Annotated in this window: 23 protein-coding genes; 8 read left to right on the forward strand and 15 right to left on the reverse strand. The window is 66.5% G+C overall.

Annotated elements, in window-relative coordinates:
- Positions 1 to 17: 17 nt before the first annotated feature.
- Positions 18 to 536 carry a G/U mismatch-specific DNA glycosylase gene (mug, locus tag ASD37_RS08475; RefSeq protein ID WP_056550540.1) on the reverse strand — a complete coding sequence of 173 codons (519 nt, stop codon included), beginning with the start codon at positions 534 to 536 and terminating at the stop codon, positions 18 to 20.
- An 86-nt stretch (positions 537 to 622) separates the two neighbouring features.
- Here mug and ASD37_RS08480 point away from each other — a divergent pair, with 86 nt between their 5' ends.
- Entirely contained in the window at positions 623 to 1,366 is a 744-nt protein-coding gene (locus ASD37_RS08480) for a haloacid dehalogenase type II (RefSeq protein ID WP_056551000.1), read from the forward strand.
- Here ASD37_RS08480 and ASD37_RS08485 read toward each other — a convergent pair.
- The 3 genes from ASD37_RS08485 to ASD37_RS08495 all read right to left on the reverse strand — a co-directional run bounded on the left by ASD37_RS08485 (position 1,296) and on the right by ASD37_RS08495 (position 5,114).
- Positions 1,296 to 2,750: an NAD(P)/FAD-dependent oxidoreductase gene (locus tag ASD37_RS08485; RefSeq protein ID WP_056550541.1), complete on the reverse strand. Its 1,455-nt coding sequence runs from the start codon at positions 2,748 to 2,750 to the stop codon at positions 1,296 to 1,298. The genes ASD37_RS08480 and ASD37_RS08485 overlap by 71 nt on opposite strands.
- A 22-nt stretch (positions 2,751 to 2,772) precedes the next feature.
- Complete coding sequence (locus tag ASD37_RS08490; protein ID WP_056550542.1) at positions 2,773 to 3,633, reverse strand: DUF427 domain-containing protein; 861 nt, start codon at positions 3,631 to 3,633, stop codon at positions 2,773 to 2,775.
- Positions 3,634 to 3,770: 137 nt separating this feature from the next.
- Entirely contained in the window at positions 3,771 to 5,114 is a 1,344-nt protein-coding gene (locus tag ASD37_RS08495) for a TetR/AcrR family transcriptional regulator (RefSeq protein WP_056550543.1), read from the reverse strand.
- Between the two features lie 318 nt (positions 5,115 to 5,432).
- Between ASD37_RS08495 and ASD37_RS08500 the strand changes: the two genes are divergently transcribed.
- Both ASD37_RS08500 and ASD37_RS08505 read left to right on the forward strand, forming a co-directional pair.
- Positions 5,433 to 5,717, forward strand: coding sequence for an ANTAR domain-containing protein (locus ASD37_RS08500; RefSeq protein ID WP_156720797.1), 285 nt, complete (start codon positions 5,433 to 5,435; stop codon positions 5,715 to 5,717).
- Positions 5,714 to 6,547 carry an MOSC domain-containing protein gene (locus tag ASD37_RS08505; protein ID WP_056550545.1) on the forward strand — a complete coding sequence of 278 codons (834 nt, stop codon included), beginning with the start codon at positions 5,714 to 5,716 and terminating at the stop codon, positions 6,545 to 6,547. The genes ASD37_RS08500 and ASD37_RS08505 overlap by 4 nt, the downstream gene beginning before the upstream one ends.
- A 6-nt stretch (positions 6,548 to 6,553) precedes the next feature.
- On the opposite strand, the gene ASD37_RS08510 is transcribed toward ASD37_RS08505, so the two are convergent.
- The 3 genes from ASD37_RS08510 to ASD37_RS08525 all read right to left on the reverse strand — a co-directional run bounded on the left by ASD37_RS08510 (position 6,554) and on the right by ASD37_RS08525 (position 8,192).
- A complete protein-coding gene (locus ASD37_RS08510; protein ID WP_056551001.1) occupies positions 6,554 to 6,982 on the reverse strand; it encodes a nitroreductase/quinone reductase family protein in 429 nt (142 codons plus the stop codon).
- A gap of 41 nt (positions 6,983 to 7,023) precedes the next feature.
- Positions 7,024 to 7,407: a type II toxin-antitoxin system VapC family toxin gene (locus ASD37_RS08515; RefSeq protein ID WP_056550546.1), complete on the reverse strand. Its 384-nt coding sequence runs from the start codon at positions 7,405 to 7,407 to the stop codon at positions 7,024 to 7,026.
- Positions 7,408 to 7,697: 290 nt separating this feature from the next.
- Positions 7,698 to 8,192: a hypothetical protein gene (locus ASD37_RS08525; protein WP_156720798.1), complete on the reverse strand. Its 495-nt coding sequence runs from the start codon at positions 8,190 to 8,192 to the stop codon at positions 7,698 to 7,700.
- Positions 8,193 to 8,360: 168 nt separating this feature from the next.
- Between ASD37_RS08525 and ASD37_RS08530 the strand changes: the two genes are divergently transcribed.
- Complete coding sequence (locus tag ASD37_RS08530; protein ID WP_056550549.1) at positions 8,361 to 8,723, forward strand: hypothetical protein; 363 nt, start codon at positions 8,361 to 8,363, stop codon at positions 8,721 to 8,723.
- 205 nt (positions 8,724 to 8,928) lie between these two features.
- Here the strand turns inward: ASD37_RS08530 and ASD37_RS08535 are convergent, their stop codons facing one another.
- Positions 8,929 to 9,330 carry a type II toxin-antitoxin system VapC family toxin gene (locus ASD37_RS08535; RefSeq protein WP_056550550.1) on the reverse strand — a complete coding sequence of 134 codons (402 nt, stop codon included), beginning with the start codon at positions 9,328 to 9,330 and terminating at the stop codon, positions 8,929 to 8,931.
- A complete protein-coding gene (locus ASD37_RS08540) occupies positions 9,327 to 9,572 on the reverse strand; it encodes a type II toxin-antitoxin system VapB family antitoxin (protein ID WP_056550551.1) in 246 nt (81 codons plus the stop codon). Before ASD37_RS08540 ends, ASD37_RS08535 begins: the two co-directional genes overlap by 4 nt.
- Before the next feature lie 107 nt (positions 9,573 to 9,679).
- Here ASD37_RS08540 and ASD37_RS08545 point away from each other — a divergent pair, with 107 nt between their 5' ends.
- A complete protein-coding gene (locus ASD37_RS08545; RefSeq protein ID WP_162253247.1) occupies positions 9,680 to 10,366 on the forward strand; it encodes a haloacid dehalogenase type II in 687 nt (228 codons plus the stop codon).
- Here the strand turns inward: ASD37_RS08545 and ASD37_RS08550 are convergent.
- The 3 genes from ASD37_RS08550 to ASD37_RS08560 form a co-directional block, all read right to left on the reverse strand.
- A complete protein-coding gene (locus ASD37_RS08550) occupies positions 10,355 to 10,951 on the reverse strand; it encodes a DUF3159 domain-containing protein (protein WP_235568025.1) in 597 nt (198 codons plus the stop codon). The two genes, ASD37_RS08545 and ASD37_RS08550, sit on opposite strands and share 12 nt — an antisense overlap.
- Before the next feature lie 50 nt (positions 10,952 to 11,001).
- Positions 11,002 to 12,882, reverse strand: coding sequence for a S9 family peptidase (locus ASD37_RS08555; protein ID WP_056550554.1), 1,881 nt, complete (start codon positions 12,880 to 12,882; stop codon positions 11,002 to 11,004).
- Between the two features lie 108 nt (positions 12,883 to 12,990).
- Positions 12,991 to 13,578, reverse strand: coding sequence for a TetR/AcrR family transcriptional regulator (locus ASD37_RS08560; protein ID WP_056551002.1), 588 nt, complete (start codon positions 13,576 to 13,578; stop codon positions 12,991 to 12,993).
- Positions 13,579 to 13,856: 278 nt separating this feature from the next.
- Here ASD37_RS08560 and ASD37_RS08565 point away from each other — a divergent pair, with 278 nt between their 5' ends.
- From ASD37_RS08565 to ASD37_RS08575, 3 genes are read left to right on the forward strand one after another with little or no spacing between them, the layout of a single operon-like run.
- Positions 13,857 to 14,423 carry a hypothetical protein gene (locus ASD37_RS08565; RefSeq protein WP_156720799.1) on the forward strand — a complete coding sequence of 189 codons (567 nt, stop codon included), beginning with the start codon at positions 13,857 to 13,859 and terminating at the stop codon, positions 14,421 to 14,423.
- A gap of 36 nt (positions 14,424 to 14,459) precedes the next feature.
- Complete coding sequence (locus tag ASD37_RS08570; protein ID WP_056550556.1) at positions 14,460 to 15,131, forward strand: ribonuclease domain-containing protein; 672 nt, start codon at positions 14,460 to 14,462, stop codon at positions 15,129 to 15,131.
- Between the two features lie 11 nt (positions 15,132 to 15,142).
- On the forward strand, positions 15,143 to 15,643 hold the full coding sequence (locus ASD37_RS08575) for a barstar family protein (protein ID WP_056550557.1): 501 nt from the start codon (positions 15,143 to 15,145) through the stop codon (positions 15,641 to 15,643).
- A 196-nt stretch (positions 15,644 to 15,839) separates the two neighbouring features.
- On the opposite strand, the gene ASD37_RS08580 is transcribed toward ASD37_RS08575, so the two are convergent.
- The 3 genes from ASD37_RS08580 to ASD37_RS08590 are packed head-to-tail and all read right to left on the reverse strand — an operon-like array spanning position 15,840 to position 18,758.
- On the reverse strand, positions 15,840 to 16,643 hold the full coding sequence (locus ASD37_RS08580) for a carbon-nitrogen hydrolase family protein (RefSeq protein ID WP_056550558.1): 804 nt from the start codon (positions 16,641 to 16,643) through the stop codon (positions 15,840 to 15,842).
- Between the two features lie 19 nt (positions 16,644 to 16,662).
- Entirely contained in the window at positions 16,663 to 17,997 is a 1,335-nt protein-coding gene (locus ASD37_RS08585) for an MFS transporter (RefSeq protein WP_056550559.1), read from the reverse strand.
- Positions 17,997 to 18,758 carry an aldolase/citrate lyase family protein gene (locus tag ASD37_RS08590; protein WP_056550560.1) on the reverse strand — a complete coding sequence of 254 codons (762 nt, stop codon included), beginning with the start codon at positions 18,756 to 18,758 and terminating at the stop codon, positions 17,997 to 17,999. Before ASD37_RS08590 ends, ASD37_RS08585 begins: the two co-directional genes overlap by 1 nt.
- Between the last annotated feature and the right edge of the window lie 25 nt (positions 18,759 to 18,783).

An 18,783-nucleotide genomic window follows, 5' to 3' on the forward strand; every position in this document is an offset into this window, starting at 1 on the left:
GATCGTTGGGGACGTCGTCAGCGTCGGGGTACGGCGGTGCGGAGTTCGGTGTAGGCCGACACGAGCGCGTCGAGGGTGAAGCCTCGGTTGAGGCCGCTGGGGTTCGGCAGGACCCAGGCGGTCGCACCGGCGAAAGCCGTTGGCCGTCTGCCCCAGGCGACGTCAGGCGTCGAGAGCATGGCCGACAGCGCACGCTTGCCGAGGAACGCGACGACCCGGGGCCGATACCGGCGCATCTTGGCCTCGAAGGCGGGCCGCGCGTCGCGAAACTCCTCGGCATTGATCTCGGCCGCCGTCGGCGTCGGGCGCGACACCACCGCGGTGATGCCGCAGCCGTAGGTCAGCAGCTGGCGTTCGTCCTCGGCCCGCACGCGCGAGTCGGTGAACCCGGCCAGGTGCAGAACCGGCCAGAAGCGATTGCTCGCGTTCGAGAAGTTGTGTCCGTCGGCGGCGGCGCTGGAGGCCGGGTTGATGCCGCAGAACACCACGTCCAGCCCAGGGGCCAGCACGTCGGGGTCGTAGCCACTCGGTTTCATCTCGTCGTCAGTCAACCACCTGCGGCGACGCAAATAAACGGGTCCTGACACTCGCAAAATTGGGTGACGCCACCCATAGTGGAATGATGACGAACTTCGACTCCCCGTCTGCTGCCGGCACACCGTCGGTGTTGGTGTTCGACGTCAACGAGACGCTGCTCGACATCGAATCCCTCGGGCCGCACTTCGAGCGAATCTTTGGCGACGCCAACGTCCTTCGCACGTGGTTCGGCGAGCTCGTCACCTACTCGATGACGCTGACGCTGTCCGGCTACTACGTCGACTTCTTCACCCTCGGCCGAGCGGTCCTGCAGATGGTCGCGACGATCCGCGACGTGGTGCCCACCGGCGACGACCTGCACTCACTGGCCGAGCGAATGCGCACGATGCCCGCGCACCCCGACGTCGCCCCGGGTTTGGCGCGCCTGCAGGCCGACGGCTACCGCCTGGTCACCCTGACCAATTCGCCTCATCGCCCCGACGTGGCCTCGCCGCTGGACAACGCCGGGCTCGGAGACTTCTTCGAGCACCAGTTCACCGTGGACACCCTCGGCGTGTTCAAGCCGTCGATTCACCTCTACCGCAGGGTGGCCGCGCAGCTCGGGGTCGACGCCTCGGACTGCATGATGGTGGCGGCGCACACCTGGGACACGATCGGAGCTCAAGGCGCAGGCATGCAGAGCGCCTTGATCACCCGGCCCGGCAATGCGCCGCTGATCGCAGACGGCGTCCCCCGCCCAAACCTGTTGGCCACCAACATCACCGAGCTCGCTGACCTGCTGGAACGCCGTCCCGGTACGCCTCCAGCAGCCGCAGCCACACCTCGCTGATCGTCGGGAAGCACGGCACCGCGTGCCAGAGCCGGGTGATCGGCACCCGACCCGCGACGGCGACCGTGGCCGAGTGCAACATCTCCACCACCCCTGGCCCCACGAAGCTGACCCCGAGCAACGTCTGGTCGTCCTCGTCGACGACCATGCGTGCCTGTCCCGTGTAGCCGTCGGCGTAGAAGTTCGCGCCGGGCACCGACTGCCCCATGTCGACGTCGACCGTCCGCACCCGGTGCCCCCGCTGCGTCGCCTGGGCACTGGTGAGCCCCACCGACGCCGCCTCTGGGTCGGTGAAGAAGGCCTGTGGGACGGCGAGATCGTTCGCGGTGGCCACGTGCGCGCTCCACGGGGTTGAGTCCAACGTTCGCCCGTGGGCGCGGGCCCCGATCACCGCACCGGCGACGCGCGCCTGGTATTTGCCCTGGTGGGTCAGCAGCGCCTGATGGTTGACGTCGCCGAGGGCGTACAGCCAGTCGCCGTCGACCCCGCGGGCCAAGCAGGTGTCGTCGACGTCGAGCCACGAACCGGGCGCGAGCCCGACGGTCTCCAACCCGATGTCGGCGGTGTTCGGTGTCCGACCGGTGGCGAAGAGGATCTCGTCGACCTCCAGCCGCTCGCCGGTGTCCAGGGTGACCTGAATCGGTCCGGTTCCACCGGGGCGGTGTAACTCGGTGACGAGCACTTCGGTACGCACCTCGACGCCTGCCTCCACGAGGCCCCGGTGGACGTGCTCGCCGAGGAACGACTCCATCCTCGGAAGCAGCCCGGCGGTACGCGCCAAAAGCGTGACCCGCGAGCCCAAACCGTGCCAGGCGGTTGCCATTTCGACGCCCACTCCCCCGGCCCCCACCACCGCCAGCCGCGCCGGGACCGTACTGCTGTCGGTCGCCCTGCGGTTGGTCCACGGCTTGGCCTCGGCGACGCCGGGAAGGTTGGGCACCGCGGCGGTGCTGCCGGTGCACACGATCACCGCGTGGCGGGCGTGCAGTTCCAGCCGTCGCTCCGCGGTGGTGACGACGACGCGTCGTGCCCCGTCGAGGCGGGCGTGCCCACGAACCAGGTCGACGCCCATGCCGAGAACCACGTCGGCGACGGGGGCGTCGTCCCAGTTGGTGACGTACCGGTCGCGGCGGGCGAAGACGCCCTTAGCGTCGATCGCGCCGACGACGGCTTCGCGGGCGCCGTCGACCTTACGTGCCTCCGCGACGGCCAGCACCGGGCGCAGCAGCGACTTGCTAGGCACGCATCCCCAGAAGTTGCACTCACCGCCGACGAGTTCACGCTCGACGAGCGCGACGGACAGACCCTCCGCGTGGGCACGGTCGGCGGCGTTGATGCCCACCGGTCCGCCGCCAAGGACGATGACGTCGTAAACCCTTGCCATGCTCTCTCCCAACGTCTTTGCTCTAGGTTCGTGCGCGGATTTCGTCGGCGTCGAGGCCGCGGTCGACCCCGTGGGCGATTACGGTTTGCCCAGGCTCGGGGTTGAGCTTCACGCCGTCGAGGAAGACGTCGACCTTGTCCGGTTCGAAGGAGACGAAGTTGCTGACGCGCTGCACCTCGGTCCAGGCGTTCGGGTACGACCAGGCCGCCCGCGGACGGTCGCCGACGGCGCAGTAGCTCGCCAATCCCTTGTAGGGACAGAAGGTCTGCCCCTCCATCGGTTGCAGCGCAGTCTCGTCGACGTCCTCGCGGGGCACGTACCAACGCGGCGCGAAGCCCGATTCGTAGAGCGCCAGCGGGCGGGCGGTGTCCGCCACGACGCGCTCACCGTCGCGGACGACCAGATGCCTTGAAGTGCTTCGGATGTCGATTCGGTGGTAGGCGTCGGTGGCATGCCCCAGGATGCGTTCGTCCTCTTCGTAGAAGGCGTCCATCGCCCGCCACGCGAAGGCGACGCGCCCGCCGAGCGCGCTCGCATGGTCGGGCAGTGCCGCGTACTGCCAGGCCGCCCGCTTGGCCTCGCGGTCGGCGACCCGGGCGCCGAACCACGTCACCGGCCCCAGGTCGGCGTGTTCGGTGACGTGGCCGTCGTCGACGAGCACCCCCGGTGTCACGTCTTCGCGCGGAAAGTAGGCGACCGGATAACGGCCGGGCTCGTGCAACAGCACCACGTCCTGACTGTCGGCGATCCAGGCGTCGCCGAATCGGACCCGCATCCGACGGCGCAAGGGTTCGGCGAACAACAGCGTCGGCAAGGGCTCGGGGGTGAGGAAGTGACCGGCCGAACGGGAGGCCAATGGCCCCTGCTGCCATGCCAGTCCCATGATGAGCCCCTTCGTCGTACCGATCCACGACGCCGGGCCAATGACTTACGACTGATTGGGCGTCACGTCCCATTATTCTGGGGTATGCCACCCATATCGTCCAGAGCGATGTCTACCAATGTGCTGTGAAAGGGTTGCTAGGAGGACTTTTTCGTCTTCGAGGGCCGCTTGCGCGTCGTCACGGCAAAGCCGGCGACGTAGTCGAGCGACGCGTCGACGGCAGCTCGAAAGGGTTCGACGGATCCGGTCACGTGGGTGAGCAACGTGCCGCCCTGGTGCGCGGCGACCATCGCGACGGCGAGGTGACGCGGATCGGCATTGTCGGTCAGCTCACCGCGCCGGCACATCGCGGACAGGCCGTCCTCGAACACCTGCAGCCACCGCTCGTACCCGTCGGCGAGATCGTCGAGCACCGCGTCGTCGGCTTCGAGCAGTTCGCCGGTGAGCGAGCCGTAGACGCAGCCGCCCCGCAGGTAGTTCTCGCCGGCCTGGGTCCAGCACAGATCGGCCCAGGCGCGCAACGACTCGAGGCTGTCCAGGCGACCGAGCGCCTCCTGGGTGTGGAAGGCGACGACGAAGTCGGTGCGCGCCGCGATCACCTGACGCGTGAGATCTTGCTTGTCCGTGAAGTAGTGGGAGATTTGCGATCCGCTGACGCCGACGGCGCGGCGGACGTCGTCGAGGCTGGTGCCGTTGACCCCGTGCTCGAAGATGAGTTCGGCGGCGCCGTCGATGATCCGGGCCCGGGTGGCCATGCCCTTGGCGGTGAACCGTGGGGCCGCGTCCGGGTCCACGCGGTGCGGGCGGCGGCGGGGTCGGGACTTGCGTGCCGGGCGCGGGACGCGTTCGTCGGGGTCCTTCGCGAACATGCGCACGTAGTTGACGACGAATCTGGTGACGTCCGCCAGGGGCCACTCCTGCCGGTAGGAGAAGGCCAGCAACCCGGCGCCCTGGTGCAGGCTCACCACCACCAGCGCGAGCTGTCGAGGTTGGGCCGAGTTGACCAGGAGGCCTCGACTCTTCATCCGGGCGAACGAGTCTTCGAGAAGGTTTACCCAGCGCCAGTATCCGTCGGCGAACGTCTGCCGGGTGGCGTCATCCGACTTCGCCAGCTGACCGGCCAGCGCGTGATAGGTGGCCGTGCCGCGGTAGCCGACCTTGCGCAGGTAGCGCACGTTGAGGGTGGCCCATTGCTCCCAATCCTCGAAGGTGTCGAGTCCCCCCAGCTTCGGCTGGCGGTGGAACTGCAGCACGATCTCGACCTGGCGTTTCACGACGGCGCGGATCAGGTCTTGCCGGTCGTCGAAGTAGTGGTTGAGTTGGGAACCGCTGACCGACGCGGCTTGTCGCACCTTGTCCAGGTTGAAGGTCGTCAGTCCGTCGGCGAGCAGGACGTCGGCGGCCGACCGCAGGATGCGCTCGCGCGTCGCGAGCCCCTTCGCGGTGAAACTCCGGTTCGCCGACGCATCTGCGGTGGTCATCGTGCATACGAAGATACCCGTGTGGCCATTGTTTCTGGCGTGACCAGGGCCGACGGCGTGCCGCTAAACGGTGGGCTCATCCGCCCACAATGTGTTGGCGCGAGGGTTGGGCATGGCCCGGGCGGGGGCGTCATCGCGTGTTGACGATCGTCATCGTTCGTTGACGGCGTGCGCCGCGTATGTCCACCGGACAGGCCTGATCGGACAGCGATCTCCAAGGTCAAAAGCCGTCTGCGGGACCGCGACCGGGGCTATCGTTTGGGAGAACGGCCCCATTCGCGTAAGGCTCCGGGCCGTCGCCGAAGAGGAGAACCGCTAGTGAATGGCAGTAGCCGCGTCGCCGACCCGTGGGCAGACGAGCATTCTGGAACCCGGACTCTCGACCTGGCCCTGGGGGTGCTGGTTGGCTTGCGGCGGTGCGACGCCAAGGAGGCCTTCTCCGAGCTGGTGGACGTGAGCACCCGACGCGGGCTGTCGCCGTTCGCACTCGGCCGGGCCTTGGTGGCGGCGGCCAGCGGCCACCCCGTCCCCGACTCCGACGCCGGCGCAGCCGTGGCGGACGAGTGGGGCGAGCTGTTCGTCGACACTAGGGTGTCGACATGAGCACTGCCGCCGTGGACGTGCACATGAAGGTTGGCACCCTGTACCGCTATCCGGTGAAGTCGATGCTCGGTGAAGCCGTGGACGTCATGTTCGTCGACGAGCAGGGGGTCGAGAACGACCGCCGGCTGGCACTGATCGACGAGGAGACCGGCCGGGTGGCCAGCGCCAAGCAGGCGCGGCTGTGGCGGAGCCTCCTAACGTGCAGCGCCACAGTCGATTCCGGCCGGGTAAGCATCCAGATGCCCGACGGAGCCGTCGTATCGGCCGATGCCGACGAGGTGGACGCGCGGCTGTCCGCACTTGTCGCCCGACCGGTTCGCCTGTCGCGCAGTCGACCTGCGGGCGCCTCGGTGGAGCGGGCCGATCCCGAGCAGGTGCTCGAATTCGGTGTGGACGCCGAGGTCGACGCCCCCATCCTGGAATTGGCGGAGGCCACCCCGGGCACCTCGTTCACCGACTACGCGCCAGTGCACGTCATTACCACCGCGACCCTCGAGCAGATCGGCACCGAAGCGCAGCGCTACCGCCCCAATCTGGTGATCTCGACGCCGCCCGGCTACCCGGCCTACGCCGAGAACGAGTGGACGGGTCGCACCCTCGTCGTCGGCGACGTACGGTTACGCGCCATCGGCCCGACGCCGCGATGCGTCATCCCGACGCTTGAGCACGGCTCGTTGCCACGGGATCCCGGGGCGCTACGCACCCCTGCAGCCGAAAACCGAGTTGCCGCACTGGACATGGGCGTGTTGCCGTGTGCGGGGGCGTACTTGGAGGTCGTCACTGCGGGCACCATTCGGAGCGGGGACCGCGTCACCCTCGAATCGGAGTAGTCCGCGTCAGCTGGCGGCGAGTTCGAAGACGGGGATGACCCGGTCGGTCTTCTTCTGGTACTCACCGAAGCCGGGCGCCCGCTCGACGATGAGGTCGTAGACGCGGTCGCGCTCGGCCCTCGGCAGTTCGTGGGCGACCATCTGCGTCGGCGGATCTGCCCCGAGCTCGACGGTGACGGTCGGGTCGGCGCGGAAGTTGAACACCCAACCCGGGCTGGCGTCGCGGCCGGCCGCCGAGCCGACGACGTAGATCGTGTCGTCGATGTCGAAGTAGCCGATGAGGTTCTCGCGTCGCTCACCGCTCTTGGCACCCGTCGAGGTCACGATCAGCAGCGGGAAGCCCTCGAACTGCCCGCCTACCTTTCCACCGTTGCCGCGGAACTCCGCGATGTTGCGCTCGTTGAACTCGCGTTCGGACGTCATCTCGTCAGCCATGCGTTCCATGGTGGCACCGATGGTGGGCGATCGGAATGGTTTTAGTTCGGGACTACGACGACAGCACACCGAGGTCCACGAGCAGCGGCCAAGCGGGCGTCCGCCGTCACCAATGCGCACCCAAGGTTCTCGGCGAGCGCAACGTAGACCGCGTCGTACGCGGTCACCGAGTCGCGGAGCTCCCACATGCGTTCCATAAGCGGTGTGGTTGCGTACCGGATGAGGCCGACGCGCTTCCACGCGGAGAGCGCTTGGCGCGCAGGCCGTTCCGCGAGCTGCCCCGCACCCGCCTGTCGACGGAAGGCGCTGACCACCTCGACGTCCACCAGGTGCGGGGCGTGGATCGGCTCGTCGGCGAGGTATCGGCGCGCCTGACCGTCGTTGAGGAGTGCCGCAACCGCGGCAGACGCATCGAGAACGATCATCTGCGATCAGAGTCAACGGCCCACACGATGTCCTCCGTAGACAGGTTGAGGTCAGGGAGCGTCGCTACCAAGGACGCATTGTCCACTCGACGCGTCGCCGCATCCAGCTCGCGAATGGCCACCGCGGTGACTGAGGTACTCGCAGCGCGGGCCAGTCGTTCAAGACGGTCCATCACGTCATCCGGGACGTTTCGCAAGTGCAGTGTTCGCATGAGCCAATTGTATGCGCGGAGCAATCGTATTGCTAGCAAGTAGCAAGTAGCTAGCAGCAGCCAACGCCCCAGCAGTAATCACGACGCCCGGTCGAGGTAACTGAGCCACGCATCGTCGTCGTCGTGTTCGATGGCGTTGGCCAGAAGCTGTCGCCGATACCCAAGGCCCAACCTGTCGATCGTCGCGACGGCTTCGTCAGTCAGATGTTGCGCAATTCCGCTCTGCTCGTGGGCAAATGGAACGAAGGCGCGCAGGAAGGCTGGGGCGTCCAGGACGATCTCCAGTGGGAGGTCGTAGTCGTTGAACCGGGATCGGAGGATGTCCGATATCCGAGACGAACTCCACCTCAGGGGATCACCACAGCCGGTATCCCACAGCTCACGCAGCAAGACTCGATAGTCGACGTCGGCGAACGGCGCACCCGACGGCGACGACAGGAACCCGTCGAGCAAGTCGGCGGCGTCGTCCTCCTCCCACTCGGGCCGCTGGTACCCGCACCCACCGCCCGGGAGCTGAGCGAGCACCCACTTCGCAATCAGCAGGGCTTCGCGCCCCTCGGCCGACCCAGACATCTGCAGAAGAGCACTCCATCTCAGACCGTCGTCGATCCACGTTCGTGCGTCCGCAAGGTCCATTGGTTCGAAAGAGGCTGTTGAATCCAATGTTTCGAGCTGACGTGCGACTACCTCTTCGAGCGGTTCGGCAAGAATTACGAAATCCGTGACCGACGACAGGACGTTGTGGTCGAGAATGACTCCAAGCGTCAGCTCCGTCGCATCAGCCATCATCAGCCCAACGAACAGCTCGTCACCATCACCGAGTACATCTGTTCGACGCGCCGCCCGATTCACCTGAACCTGCCGAAGCCCGACGATCCACTTCGGAAGATGGTCACCTCGCTTGACGACCTCCTGGCGGCACCGCTCACGAAGCGCATCGTCGTCGACGAGCAGTTCACCGACGACGGCGAGCAGTGCGGTCGTCTCGCGACACTGCCATGCGGCGAGACCATTGACGGCATCCGCCAAGGAACGTTCTTCCCCCGGGAACAGGCTTATGACGTAGCTGGCCAACTGGAGGAGGTCCAGCGGATGACCCGCTAAAACGGTGCGGATCGTCGTGATCAAGACGTTGTCGTCGACGGTGACTCGCCGGCGTTTGAGCGCACGGCGGGCGTCCCGCCGGTCTTGCTTGGCGGCCCGCCGCCTACGTGCTTCGTTCATGGCGCGGACGCTACGACGGGCGTATGACACGTTGGCAGCGCGGATGGACTACGTCCTCGCCACTCTGTGTTCCGCAAACCCGTTGTCATCGCCCTTCGAGTGCCGACCGAACCCCCGTATGCCCGAAGTCATCGCCCTTCCACAGGAGCGGTTCGCGAAGATCCTGCGCCAACGCGTAGGACAAACAGTCGCCGAAGTTCAAACCGGCGGGGTGACCGCTTCCCTTGCCGAAGTCGGCGTAGGCCACCCGGGCCAGGCGGGCCTGGCGCTCGGTGACCGGTTCGATGACGAACTCTGCCTCTTCAAGCAGATTGTCCAGGCCCCGGCTGACGATCGGATCCCGTTGCCTGTCAAGGACTATCCCGCACTCGAGGTAGCTCGCGGCGGACAGTCGTCGCACGTCGCCGGCCGCAAGGGCGCGTGCGTAGACCTCGGCGTCGTCCTCGTCCCTGAGGATCGCGATGATGGCCGACGTGTCGACGATCATGACGGAAGGCCCTGCTCGTCGTACAACATCGTGCCGTGGTCCAACTGCCTGGCTTCCGGGGTCATTCGAGTCGCGGTTTCATGGCCGATGGCCAGCAACCGGGCCGCCAGATCGTCCCGTTGCAGCCTGGCCAAGCGTTCGTCTACCGCCTTCGCGACGACCTCGGCTTGGGATTCACCGGTGATCCCGGCAATGCGCTTGACCGTCTCGTGAACCGAAGCATCCTTGATGTTGATAGCCATGTTGGTACCTTTCTACCCCCGCCATGGTACCAACGATCGACGGTGCGCGGCCCAGACGAGTGACCGTCGGTCGGCAACCGACGGACGAGTCTGCTTCAGTGGAAGTCGTGGACGCCGACCAAGTGAACGCCATCGTCTTCGACGTCATCGGGACCCTCGTCGACGAGGACGGGACATGGGCGACGGTCGCCAGGCGCCTCGCCACCGAAGCTGGGGTGGACGATGGTGACGCTCTCTACACGGCGTGGGCGGAGATCCTCGAACGGCACATGAACGCCGTCGTCGACGGCACCACGTCCTGGCGGCCGCATCGACAGTTGGTCACCGACTCCGCGCGAGAGGCCATCACACAGGCTGGCGGAAACCCCTCGCCTGCCGCCTTGGCCCTGGTGCAGAACCTGGACTCTGAATACCCGGCGTGGCCGGACGTGGCCCCCGCGACGGCGGCGCTCCGCAAGGACTTTCTCGTCGCCGGGGTCAGCAACGGCGATCTGGATTCGCTTGCGCGACTGACGAACACCAACGCGATCAGCTGGGACGCTGCACTGTCCACCGGGTCGGTGCGCACCTTCAAACCCGCCCCTGCCGCGTACCAGTATGCGATCGAAGCACTCCGCCTCGATCCGGCACGGACGCTCTTCGTGGCAGCGCATCCTTGGGACCTTCGCGCCGCGGCCGAGCACGGGTTCCGTACCGCGTACGTTGCCCGGCCTGGCGCCCAACGCCCGTCGGCGGACGATCGGTTCGACCTCCACACCGACGACCTTGCCGCCTTGGTCGAGTCACTCTCGTAGAACGTACGGACCGTCGTCGCTCACTCGCAACGCCATCCGCCGATCTGCCCGTCGGACCGCCCAGACCACGACCACCAGCGCCAAGCCGCTGAGCGGATACCCCATGGCGATCCGGGCGAACGCGAGCCACCCCGTCGCGTCGAGATCGTAGAGCCAGTTCTGCACCACGAACCGCGCCGCGAACGTCGCCACCAGGGCGAGCGTCGCGACGTCGTAGCCCATGCGTGCGGACCTGTCCGAGCGCCACGCCTGGCCGCCTCCGCTCATCGCACCCCAGATGACGCCGACCAGCGGCCAACGCACCAGAACCGAGGCGAAGAACACCACGGCGAACGCCAGACTCCCCCAAATGCCCACCAGGAAATAATCTTTCGCCTCACCGCTCTGGTAGGCGATGAACGCCGATATCGCCACGCCCAGCAGACCGGACACGGCTGGCTGCAACGGCTCCTTCCGCAGCAGCCGCAGCATCGTGATACCCGCACCGGCGCCGACCGCCAGAGCCGTCGCGGCGTGCAGTCCGGTGACGGCCTCGGCCACCACGAACACCACACTGGGCACGCTGGCGTAGATCAGCCCAGGCACGCCTCCCACCTGCTGCAGTACGCTGGGCTTCCGTTCTGCGACAGCCTCTTTCATGCGCGCCCGCCAAGGTGTCGAGAGAGGAACCCCGAGATGGCGTGCCACATGCGGAACACGTTCTCCGAGTTCACTGCTCCGTGGCCCTCGTCGGCCTGGACGAGATAGTCGACCTCGACCCCGCGAGCACGCAGCGCGGTGACGAGGTTGTCGGACTCGGCCTGCACAACCCGCACGTCGTTGGCGCCCTGGATCACCAGCAGCGGGGTGCGGATCTGGTCCACCTTGGTGATCGGCGAGCGGGCCATCATGTCCGCCAACTGCTGCGGGTCCTCGGGATCCCCGACGTACTTGTGCCAGTTGTTGGCCAGGTGCGGGCGCGCGATCGGCGGCAGCGTCCGCATGAAGTTGGCCAGATCGGAGATTCCGACGTAATCGATTGCGGCGGCGAAGGTGTCGGGCGTGAACGTCACACCGACCAGGGATGCATACCCGCCGTAGGAACCGCCGAAGATGGCCACGCGGTCGGGGTCGGCGTAGCCCTGTTCGACCGCCCAGTTCACCCCGTCGACGAGGTCGTCGTGCATTTTGCCGGCGAATTCACCGATCGCCGCCCGGAGGAAGGCCTTGCCGTATCCCAGGGACCCGCGAAAGTTGACCTGCAGCACCGCATATCCACGATTCGCGAGCAACTGCACGCCCGCGTCGAAACCCCAACTGTCGCGGTACCACGGTCCCCCGTGGACGACGAGCACCAGCGGCAGCCCCTTCGGCTCCACCCCGATCGGCAGCGTCAGATACGAGTGCAACGGCAAGTCGTCGCGCGAGGTGATGGTGACCGGACGCATGGGCGCCAACTGCTCGGGGTCGAGGTGCGGCAGCGGGCGGAACAACAGTCGGCTCTCCCCGGTGCCGTGGTCGTACAGGTAGGTGTTGCCGGGGTTGCGGTCGTGGTTGAACCCGACGACCCATCGCTGGCCGGACTCGTCGGACGAGAGACGACCGAGGTCTCCGTCGGACAGCTTCTCCAAGTTCGTCAGCACGTCGCCGAAGCGGGCGTCGACGGCCTGGATTACTTGGCGCTCACCGAAATAGCGCACGCCGAGCAACTCACCGGTGCGGCGGTCCTGGATGAGCGGGGCCGGGATCGTGGGGCTGACGACCGCCCGCGGGTCGACGTCGAATTCCGGATGCTCGTCGACGACGGTCTCCTCGCCGGTGGTCAAGTCGACGCGCACCAGGCGGGTGCGGTCTGTGCCACGGTTGGACCCCATCCACACGCCGGTGCCGTCGGGGGTGACGACCAGCGGGTGAATGCCGACGGGGTAGTCGCCGCCGTCGAAGGTGACGATGGGTCGCAGCGTCGCGGTGGCGTCGTCCCATGCGGACAGCTCCAGGTCGCCGCCGGGGGTCAGCGTGGTGGCGAACAGGTCGCCGCCGTCGCTGCACAGCCAGCCGTTGACGTGTCCCGGGTTGGTGGCCCGCAGGGTGAGATCACCTGTGGCGACGTCGAGTTGGTGAACGTCGAGCAGGGTGGCCTCCCGGTTATTGGTCATGACGGTCGTCCTACCGTTCTTGACCTCCCGCAGAGGTAAGCCCATCGCGCCCGGGAACGGCGTCAGGTCGACGGCGGCGGCATCGGGGTCGTCGAGGTCCACTCGGTGGACGTGCCAGTTCTCGTCGCCGTTGGTGTCCTGGAGGTAGATCAGCCATCGGGGGTCGTCGGTCCACTCGAAGTGCATGACACTGCGATTGGCGTCGGCAGTCACGCATCGGGCCTCGTCAGCCTCGGGGTCGAGGCTCTGGACCCAGACGTTGAGGCGTTCCTTCCACGGTGCGAGGAAGGCGATCTTGGTGCCGTCCGGAGAGATCGTGGCGGCCGCGCGGGTCGGCGGGCGGAAGAAGTCCTCTACGGAAATGGGTTCGGGCAGTGCCATGACGGTCCTTTCACGGGCGATTGTGGGCATGGTTGAACGAGCCGCCAGGCGATGACCTCCTGGCGATGACGATGGTGGTCTATGTGGTTGTGGCCATTGCGATTTGATCTAGGTCAGAGGCTCCACGGGCCCGCCGAGACGGCCGTTGGTGGCATCCCTGATGGCCCGGTCGATCAACGCCAGAGCCTCTTGCTGACTGACCTTTTCCTTCTCGACGATGGCGCGGCGGCCGACGTCCTCGTCGACGACGCGGAACGCCGCGGTGACCGCCGCAGCGCACAAGCGCGCCGTGAGGTCGTCCTCGGGAAGTCGCAACCGCCTGGCGACGACGGGGACGAAACCACGTTCCATCTCGTCGTGCACCATGAGGTACGCGGTGCGCAGGGCCGGCTCCGTCGCCGACATGGTGGCGATCCGCAGCGAGGCGATCTCGTCGGCGAGTTCCCTTTCGGTGAGGGGGTTTTCGATCATGTCGGCCGCCATGTGGTCGGCCAGGGACAGCTCGTCGGGCCAGCGACCGGCCAACGCGATGAAGCGATTCGCCGACTGCGCCAGCACCGGCTCCACACAGCTTTCCTTGGAGCGGAAGTAGCGCCAAATCGTTCTGGTGGAAAGCCCTGCGGCAGCGGCGATGTCGTCACCGGTGGTCGCGGGGACGCCTCGCTCCCAGAACAGTTCGCAGGCATGACGAGACACCCGAAGACGCGCTTGCGACTGCTTGTCGTCGGCGGTGCTCGATGTCTCGGCGGTGTCGATGTGGGGACCTCCTGTCACTTAGCGACAGGACCACTGTGTCACTAAGTGACATTTTGGTCAAACGCACGACGCCCATCGGGTCGACGATCATCACAGCGCGCTTAGACAGTCCTCGAGCGATTCCCGGGCCAGGCGATCGAGGGCCAGATTGGTGCGCCAGACGCTCGGGGGGAGCGTAGATCCTTAATGCAACATCACCGTCACGCGAACCCGGTGCCATGACGGGACCGGTGCTTGAGGTTGACGTCGATGCACTGAACGCCGATGGCCGGCGACTCGAGTCCATCGGAGATCCGTTTAGGGAATCGAACGCTGCGGCGCCTGGCTCCGACCCGGTTTCTCTCGGAGCCGCAAGAGTGCTCAACGTCCACGAGATGGCCCTCATCGACATGATGCGCTACGCGAAGCAGGTCCGCGAGTACGGCGGGGCCGTTCTCAGGTCGGCTGCAGTGACGTATGAACTCGCGGATCGAGCCGGTGCTGACTCGATCCGCCGCATCGACGACACTGGTGCGCCACCCATCGCATCGCCCGGGATTCTGCTGCAAATGCCAACTCTGCCGCCGGCAACTCACCAGCCACCGATCCCGAGCGTTCCCGAGCTGCCGCCCCTGCCGTCGATAGGCGCAGATCAGTTTGCCGCCGACCTACACTCAGGCCCGGGACCCAGCGACATGAGGGACTTTTCGCGAACGTGGCACGACCACGGCCAGGACATCACTCGATGCGCCGACGAGACGCGGGCAGTAGGTGTCCAGGTCAACGAACACTGGTCCACTGGTTAAACGGCTGCCCAGAACATATTCGGCCATGCAAAGTGGTTGGACGCCGCGGCGAAGTGGGCCGAGCGGCTGTCGGTAGCTGCCGAAGCGGTCGCTCACGCCTTCGAAGTTGCGAAAGAAGACACGCCAACTCCCGACGAATTCACCGATGCTGAATCCGACGTCGTCGCCGCGGGTGCGCTCATGGCCATTTCACCCGTGATCGGCATGATTCAGTACGAGCGAGCCACTGAGCGGTACGCCGAGCTATACAAGAAGGCGGAAACGGCTGCGGCCCAATACCATTCTTCTGTCAGTGCGGCGCTGACAGACGTCGGCGACCCAATGGTCCCGTGTCCGGCGATCGCCAGCGAGGCCGACATTCCGAAGATTCCGGTCGGGCCGGTGCGCAGTGGGGAAGTACCGCCAGACGTGCAGTATCTGGCTGGTCAAATCCCTGAGGCGCCGGCGGGGCCACCGGTAACAATCGGCAAAACCACGAAGCAAACCTTCTTCATAAACGACAGGCAGTACATCGGCGGCGACCCATTCGAGAACAACTTCAACAACCTGCCGCAAGTTGATTCGTCCGGTTCGCCGATCGCCTACCGCGAGTACGACCGAGCTCCGTACACGCCCGGCGTTCCTCGAAACTCCGATCGGATAGTCATGGGCACAGACGGCAGCAGATACTTCACCAGCGACCACTACAAGACCTTCACCAAGTTCTGAGGATCACCACCATGAGCGACCAACTCTTCAATCCCGACGGGCCGGCGGTCTCCGTCTTGGCAGAAACCCCATTCGAGGTGGCGACACGCCTTATGAACTGGACGCCGGTGCATGCCGAGTGGGATGTCCTTCGTGTCCGCGGGCACAAGTCGATAGACGAGGCTCACTTCTTCGACGAGATCGCCGCGGCCTTGCAATTTCCGTACTACTTCGGCGAAAACTGGAGCGCTGTGTGGGACTGCGTCACAGACCTCAACTGGCTTAGGGGATCGAGCTTTCTTATTGTGTTCGACTCATCCGAGTACCTCCTGTCGCAATCTGATCGCGGGTTCCAGCTGCTGCTCGAGGTGCTCGTAAAGGCACATGACCGCTGGTATCAGGAGACGGCAGACTTTGGCGCGCATGGGCGCCAACCGATTTCCTTTCAATCCGTCTTCGCTTGTGCCCCAGATGCGGTTGACGCTTTCGCGACGAGGATCAACAACACCGGCACGAGTTGGGTGCTGCTCTGACACCCCTTAGCATTCTTGCCCGCGACCGCACCGGTTGCCTGACACATCGGGGCTGAAGAGATCGTTTTCAGCGCGCTCGGCGAAAGACGGATGGCCTTTCAATCAGTTCTGGCATGCGAACCACTGGCTGTCGATGGATTGACCCAGAGAATGCGCGACGCTGGAGCGCAGTACACACTCCTGTGACGGCCCCCGCTCAGGCCGTCGCCGCCACGACACTGAAGCGCCGCAACCGAATTGCCGGGTTCTTGGCCCGCACTCGCTCGATGCGCTCGGGGTCGAGGGTGGCAGTGCCGAGCCCCTCCTCCTCCCCCACCGACGCCAGCACGACGCCCATCGGGTCGACGATCATGCTGTTGCCGGCACCGTTCTTTCCGCATTGGTCGGCGGCGGCCAGGTAGACGGTGTTCTCGATGGCGCGGGCCCGCAGCAGCGTCGTCCAGTGGTCTTCCTTCAGCGGGCCCGGCACCCATTCGGCGGGCACCAGCACGACGTCGGCCTCGGCGTCGACCAGCCGCCGGGTCACCTCGGGGAACCGCAGGTCGTAGCAGGTTTGCAAGCCGAAGCGCAGGCCGCCGACGGTGAAGGTCTGCGGCGGCTCGATCTCGCCGGGCCGCACCAGGCTGGACTCGGTGAAGCCGAACGCGTCGTAGAGGTGCAGCTTGCGGTAGGTGGCCACGACCTTGCCCGACCCGTCGACTGCCAGCAGCGTGTTGTGGATGCGGTCGCCCTCGTCGGTGGCCTCGTTGAGACCGCACACGATGGCAATCCCGTGCTCGGCGGCCAGCGCGGTGAGTTCGGCGACGAAGGGACCGTCGAGGCGTTCGGCCGAGGCGACGAACCGCTCGTCCATCGCCGGGACGGTGAACATCGAGTACTCGGGGAACACGACGAGCTCGCTGCCCTGCGCCCGCGCCTCGGACACCAGCCGGCGGATCGACGTCAGGTTGGCGGCCTTGTCGTCGCCGGGGGCGAACTGGGCGACCGAACATGTGACCATGGGGACCTCCTGGGTTGGGTCAGGCGGGGACGGGCGGCGGGGCCATGCGGTCCATCCGTCCGAGAACGACGGTATAGCAGACGATTCCGAGAAGCAGCACCGCGCCGGTGACCATGAAGGCCCCGGCGAACGAACCGGTGGCGTCGACGACCATGCCGGTGACGATCGGGGCGGCGATGCCGATCAGGTTGGCGATGAAGTTGACGATGCCGCCGAGTGATCCGGTGAGACCCTCGGGTGCGATCAGCGAGACGATGCTCGAGCCGGCGGGCACCGACACCGCGAGCCCGGCGGCGCCGATGGAGATGAACAGGATGGCCATGCCGATGGTGTCGACGTAGGCGGCGCCGGTGACGGCAAGCGCGGCGAGCATGCTGACCACCAGCACGATGCGTCGCACCTTGGTGACCTGCCCGGTGCGCTTGATCCACCAGTCCATCAGCAGTCCGGCGATCAGGAACTGCGCGATCACCGCGACCAGCCACGGGATCATCGAATACAGGCCGCCCTGAAGGAGATTGACGCCGAACTCCTGCTTGAGGTAGCCGGGCAGCCAGGTCAGCAACACGTAGTAGGCATAGGTGTAAGACGCGTACCCGAGCGCCAGCCCCCAGGTCTTGCGACGGCGCAACAGGTAACCGATGCCGCGCAGGGACCCCTCGGTGATGTTCTCTTCGTTCTCGGCGTCCCCGGCCTTGAGGTAGGCCAGCTCCTCGGCCGACATCTTGCCGTCGGCGACGGCTTGCGCCGGGCTGCGGTACAGCAGCCACCAGGCGACCAGGTACGCCAGGCTCAGCACCCCGGTGAACAGGAACGCCGCGTGCCAGCTGAATGTCGACACCAGGAACGCCATGATGGGAATGCCGATGACGTTGGAGAGCTTCGCGCAGCCGTCGAAAATGGCTGTCGCAGTGCCTCGTTCCTGCTTGGGGAACCACTGGCCGATGGCCTTCCAGCCGGCCGGCACCGTGGGCGCCTCGCCGACGCCGAGCATCAGGCGGGCGGCGATCATCAGGCCGAGGCCGCCCGCGGCTGCCGAGAGGAACGACGCGAGCGCCCAGAGGAAGACGCCGACGCGGTTGACCCACGGCACGCCGATCTTGTCGATGATGCTGCCGATCGGCATCTGCAACAGGGCGTAGGTCCACAGGAAGGCCGACGCGAGGACGCCCATCTGGGCAGCGCTGATGTCGAAGTCGTCCATGATGGCCGGGGTGGCCACCGACAGGTTCACCCGGTCGATGTAGTTGACGAACATTCCGGCGCCGAGCAGTCCGCCGATCTGCCAGCGGAAGCGGCCCGGGCTCTTGGTCGTCGGCGTGTCGGTGAGCTGTTGCGCCTCAACGTCACTCATCAGTTGCTGCCGTTCAGGGCGGGGCTGCGGTCGATGCCGGTCATCACGTCGTGGGCGGCGGACAGCCCGGCCAGCAGCGCGCCGTGCTCCATGGTCAGGGCCATCTGGTCGGCGCCGTGGTCGACGGCGAACCGCTTCTCCTCGGGACTCCAGGCGGGTAGCAGCCAGGGCTTGCCTGCGGTGCGGGCGGCCGCGGCGATGCGGGCCAGGTCGGCGAAGTCGCCGTCGGTGCGGGCGTAGGCGCCGCGTTCGCGTCGCAGGGAGAGGTCCGACGGGCCGATGAAGACGCCGTCGACGGTGTCGAGGGCGAGGATGGCGTCGATCTCCCCGATCGCGCCGGCGTCTTCGATCATCGGGTAGCACCGCGTCTTGGCATCCTGGGCGGATACCCACTCGTCGGTGAACCCGCCGTATGAGGAGGTGCGCCCGCCGGCGAAGCTGCGGTCGCCCAGCGGCGGGAACTTGGCGTACCCGGTGACGACGGCGGCGTGGGCGGCGTTCTCGACGTGCGGGATGGCGACGACGTCGGCGCCGAAGTCCAACGCCTGTTGGATCGGGCCGCGTTCGGGTCCAAGCACTTTCGCGACGACCTCCAGGCCGATGGCCTTGAGGAACGGGATGAAGCGTTCCAGGTCGGCGAGGTCGAAGGTGCCGTGCTCGATGTCGAGGACGGCGGCGCCGTAGCCGATCTGGCGGGCGATTTCGGCGGCGGCGACGTTGGGGCCGGACAGCCAGACGGCGTAGCGACGATTCGGTTCCACGGTCTCTCCCTGAAGTGGTGGGGCG

The organism is Mycobacterium sp. Root135 (assembly GCF_001426545.1).
Taxonomy (GTDB): domain Bacteria; phylum Actinomycetota; class Actinomycetes; order Mycobacteriales; family Mycobacteriaceae; genus Mycobacterium.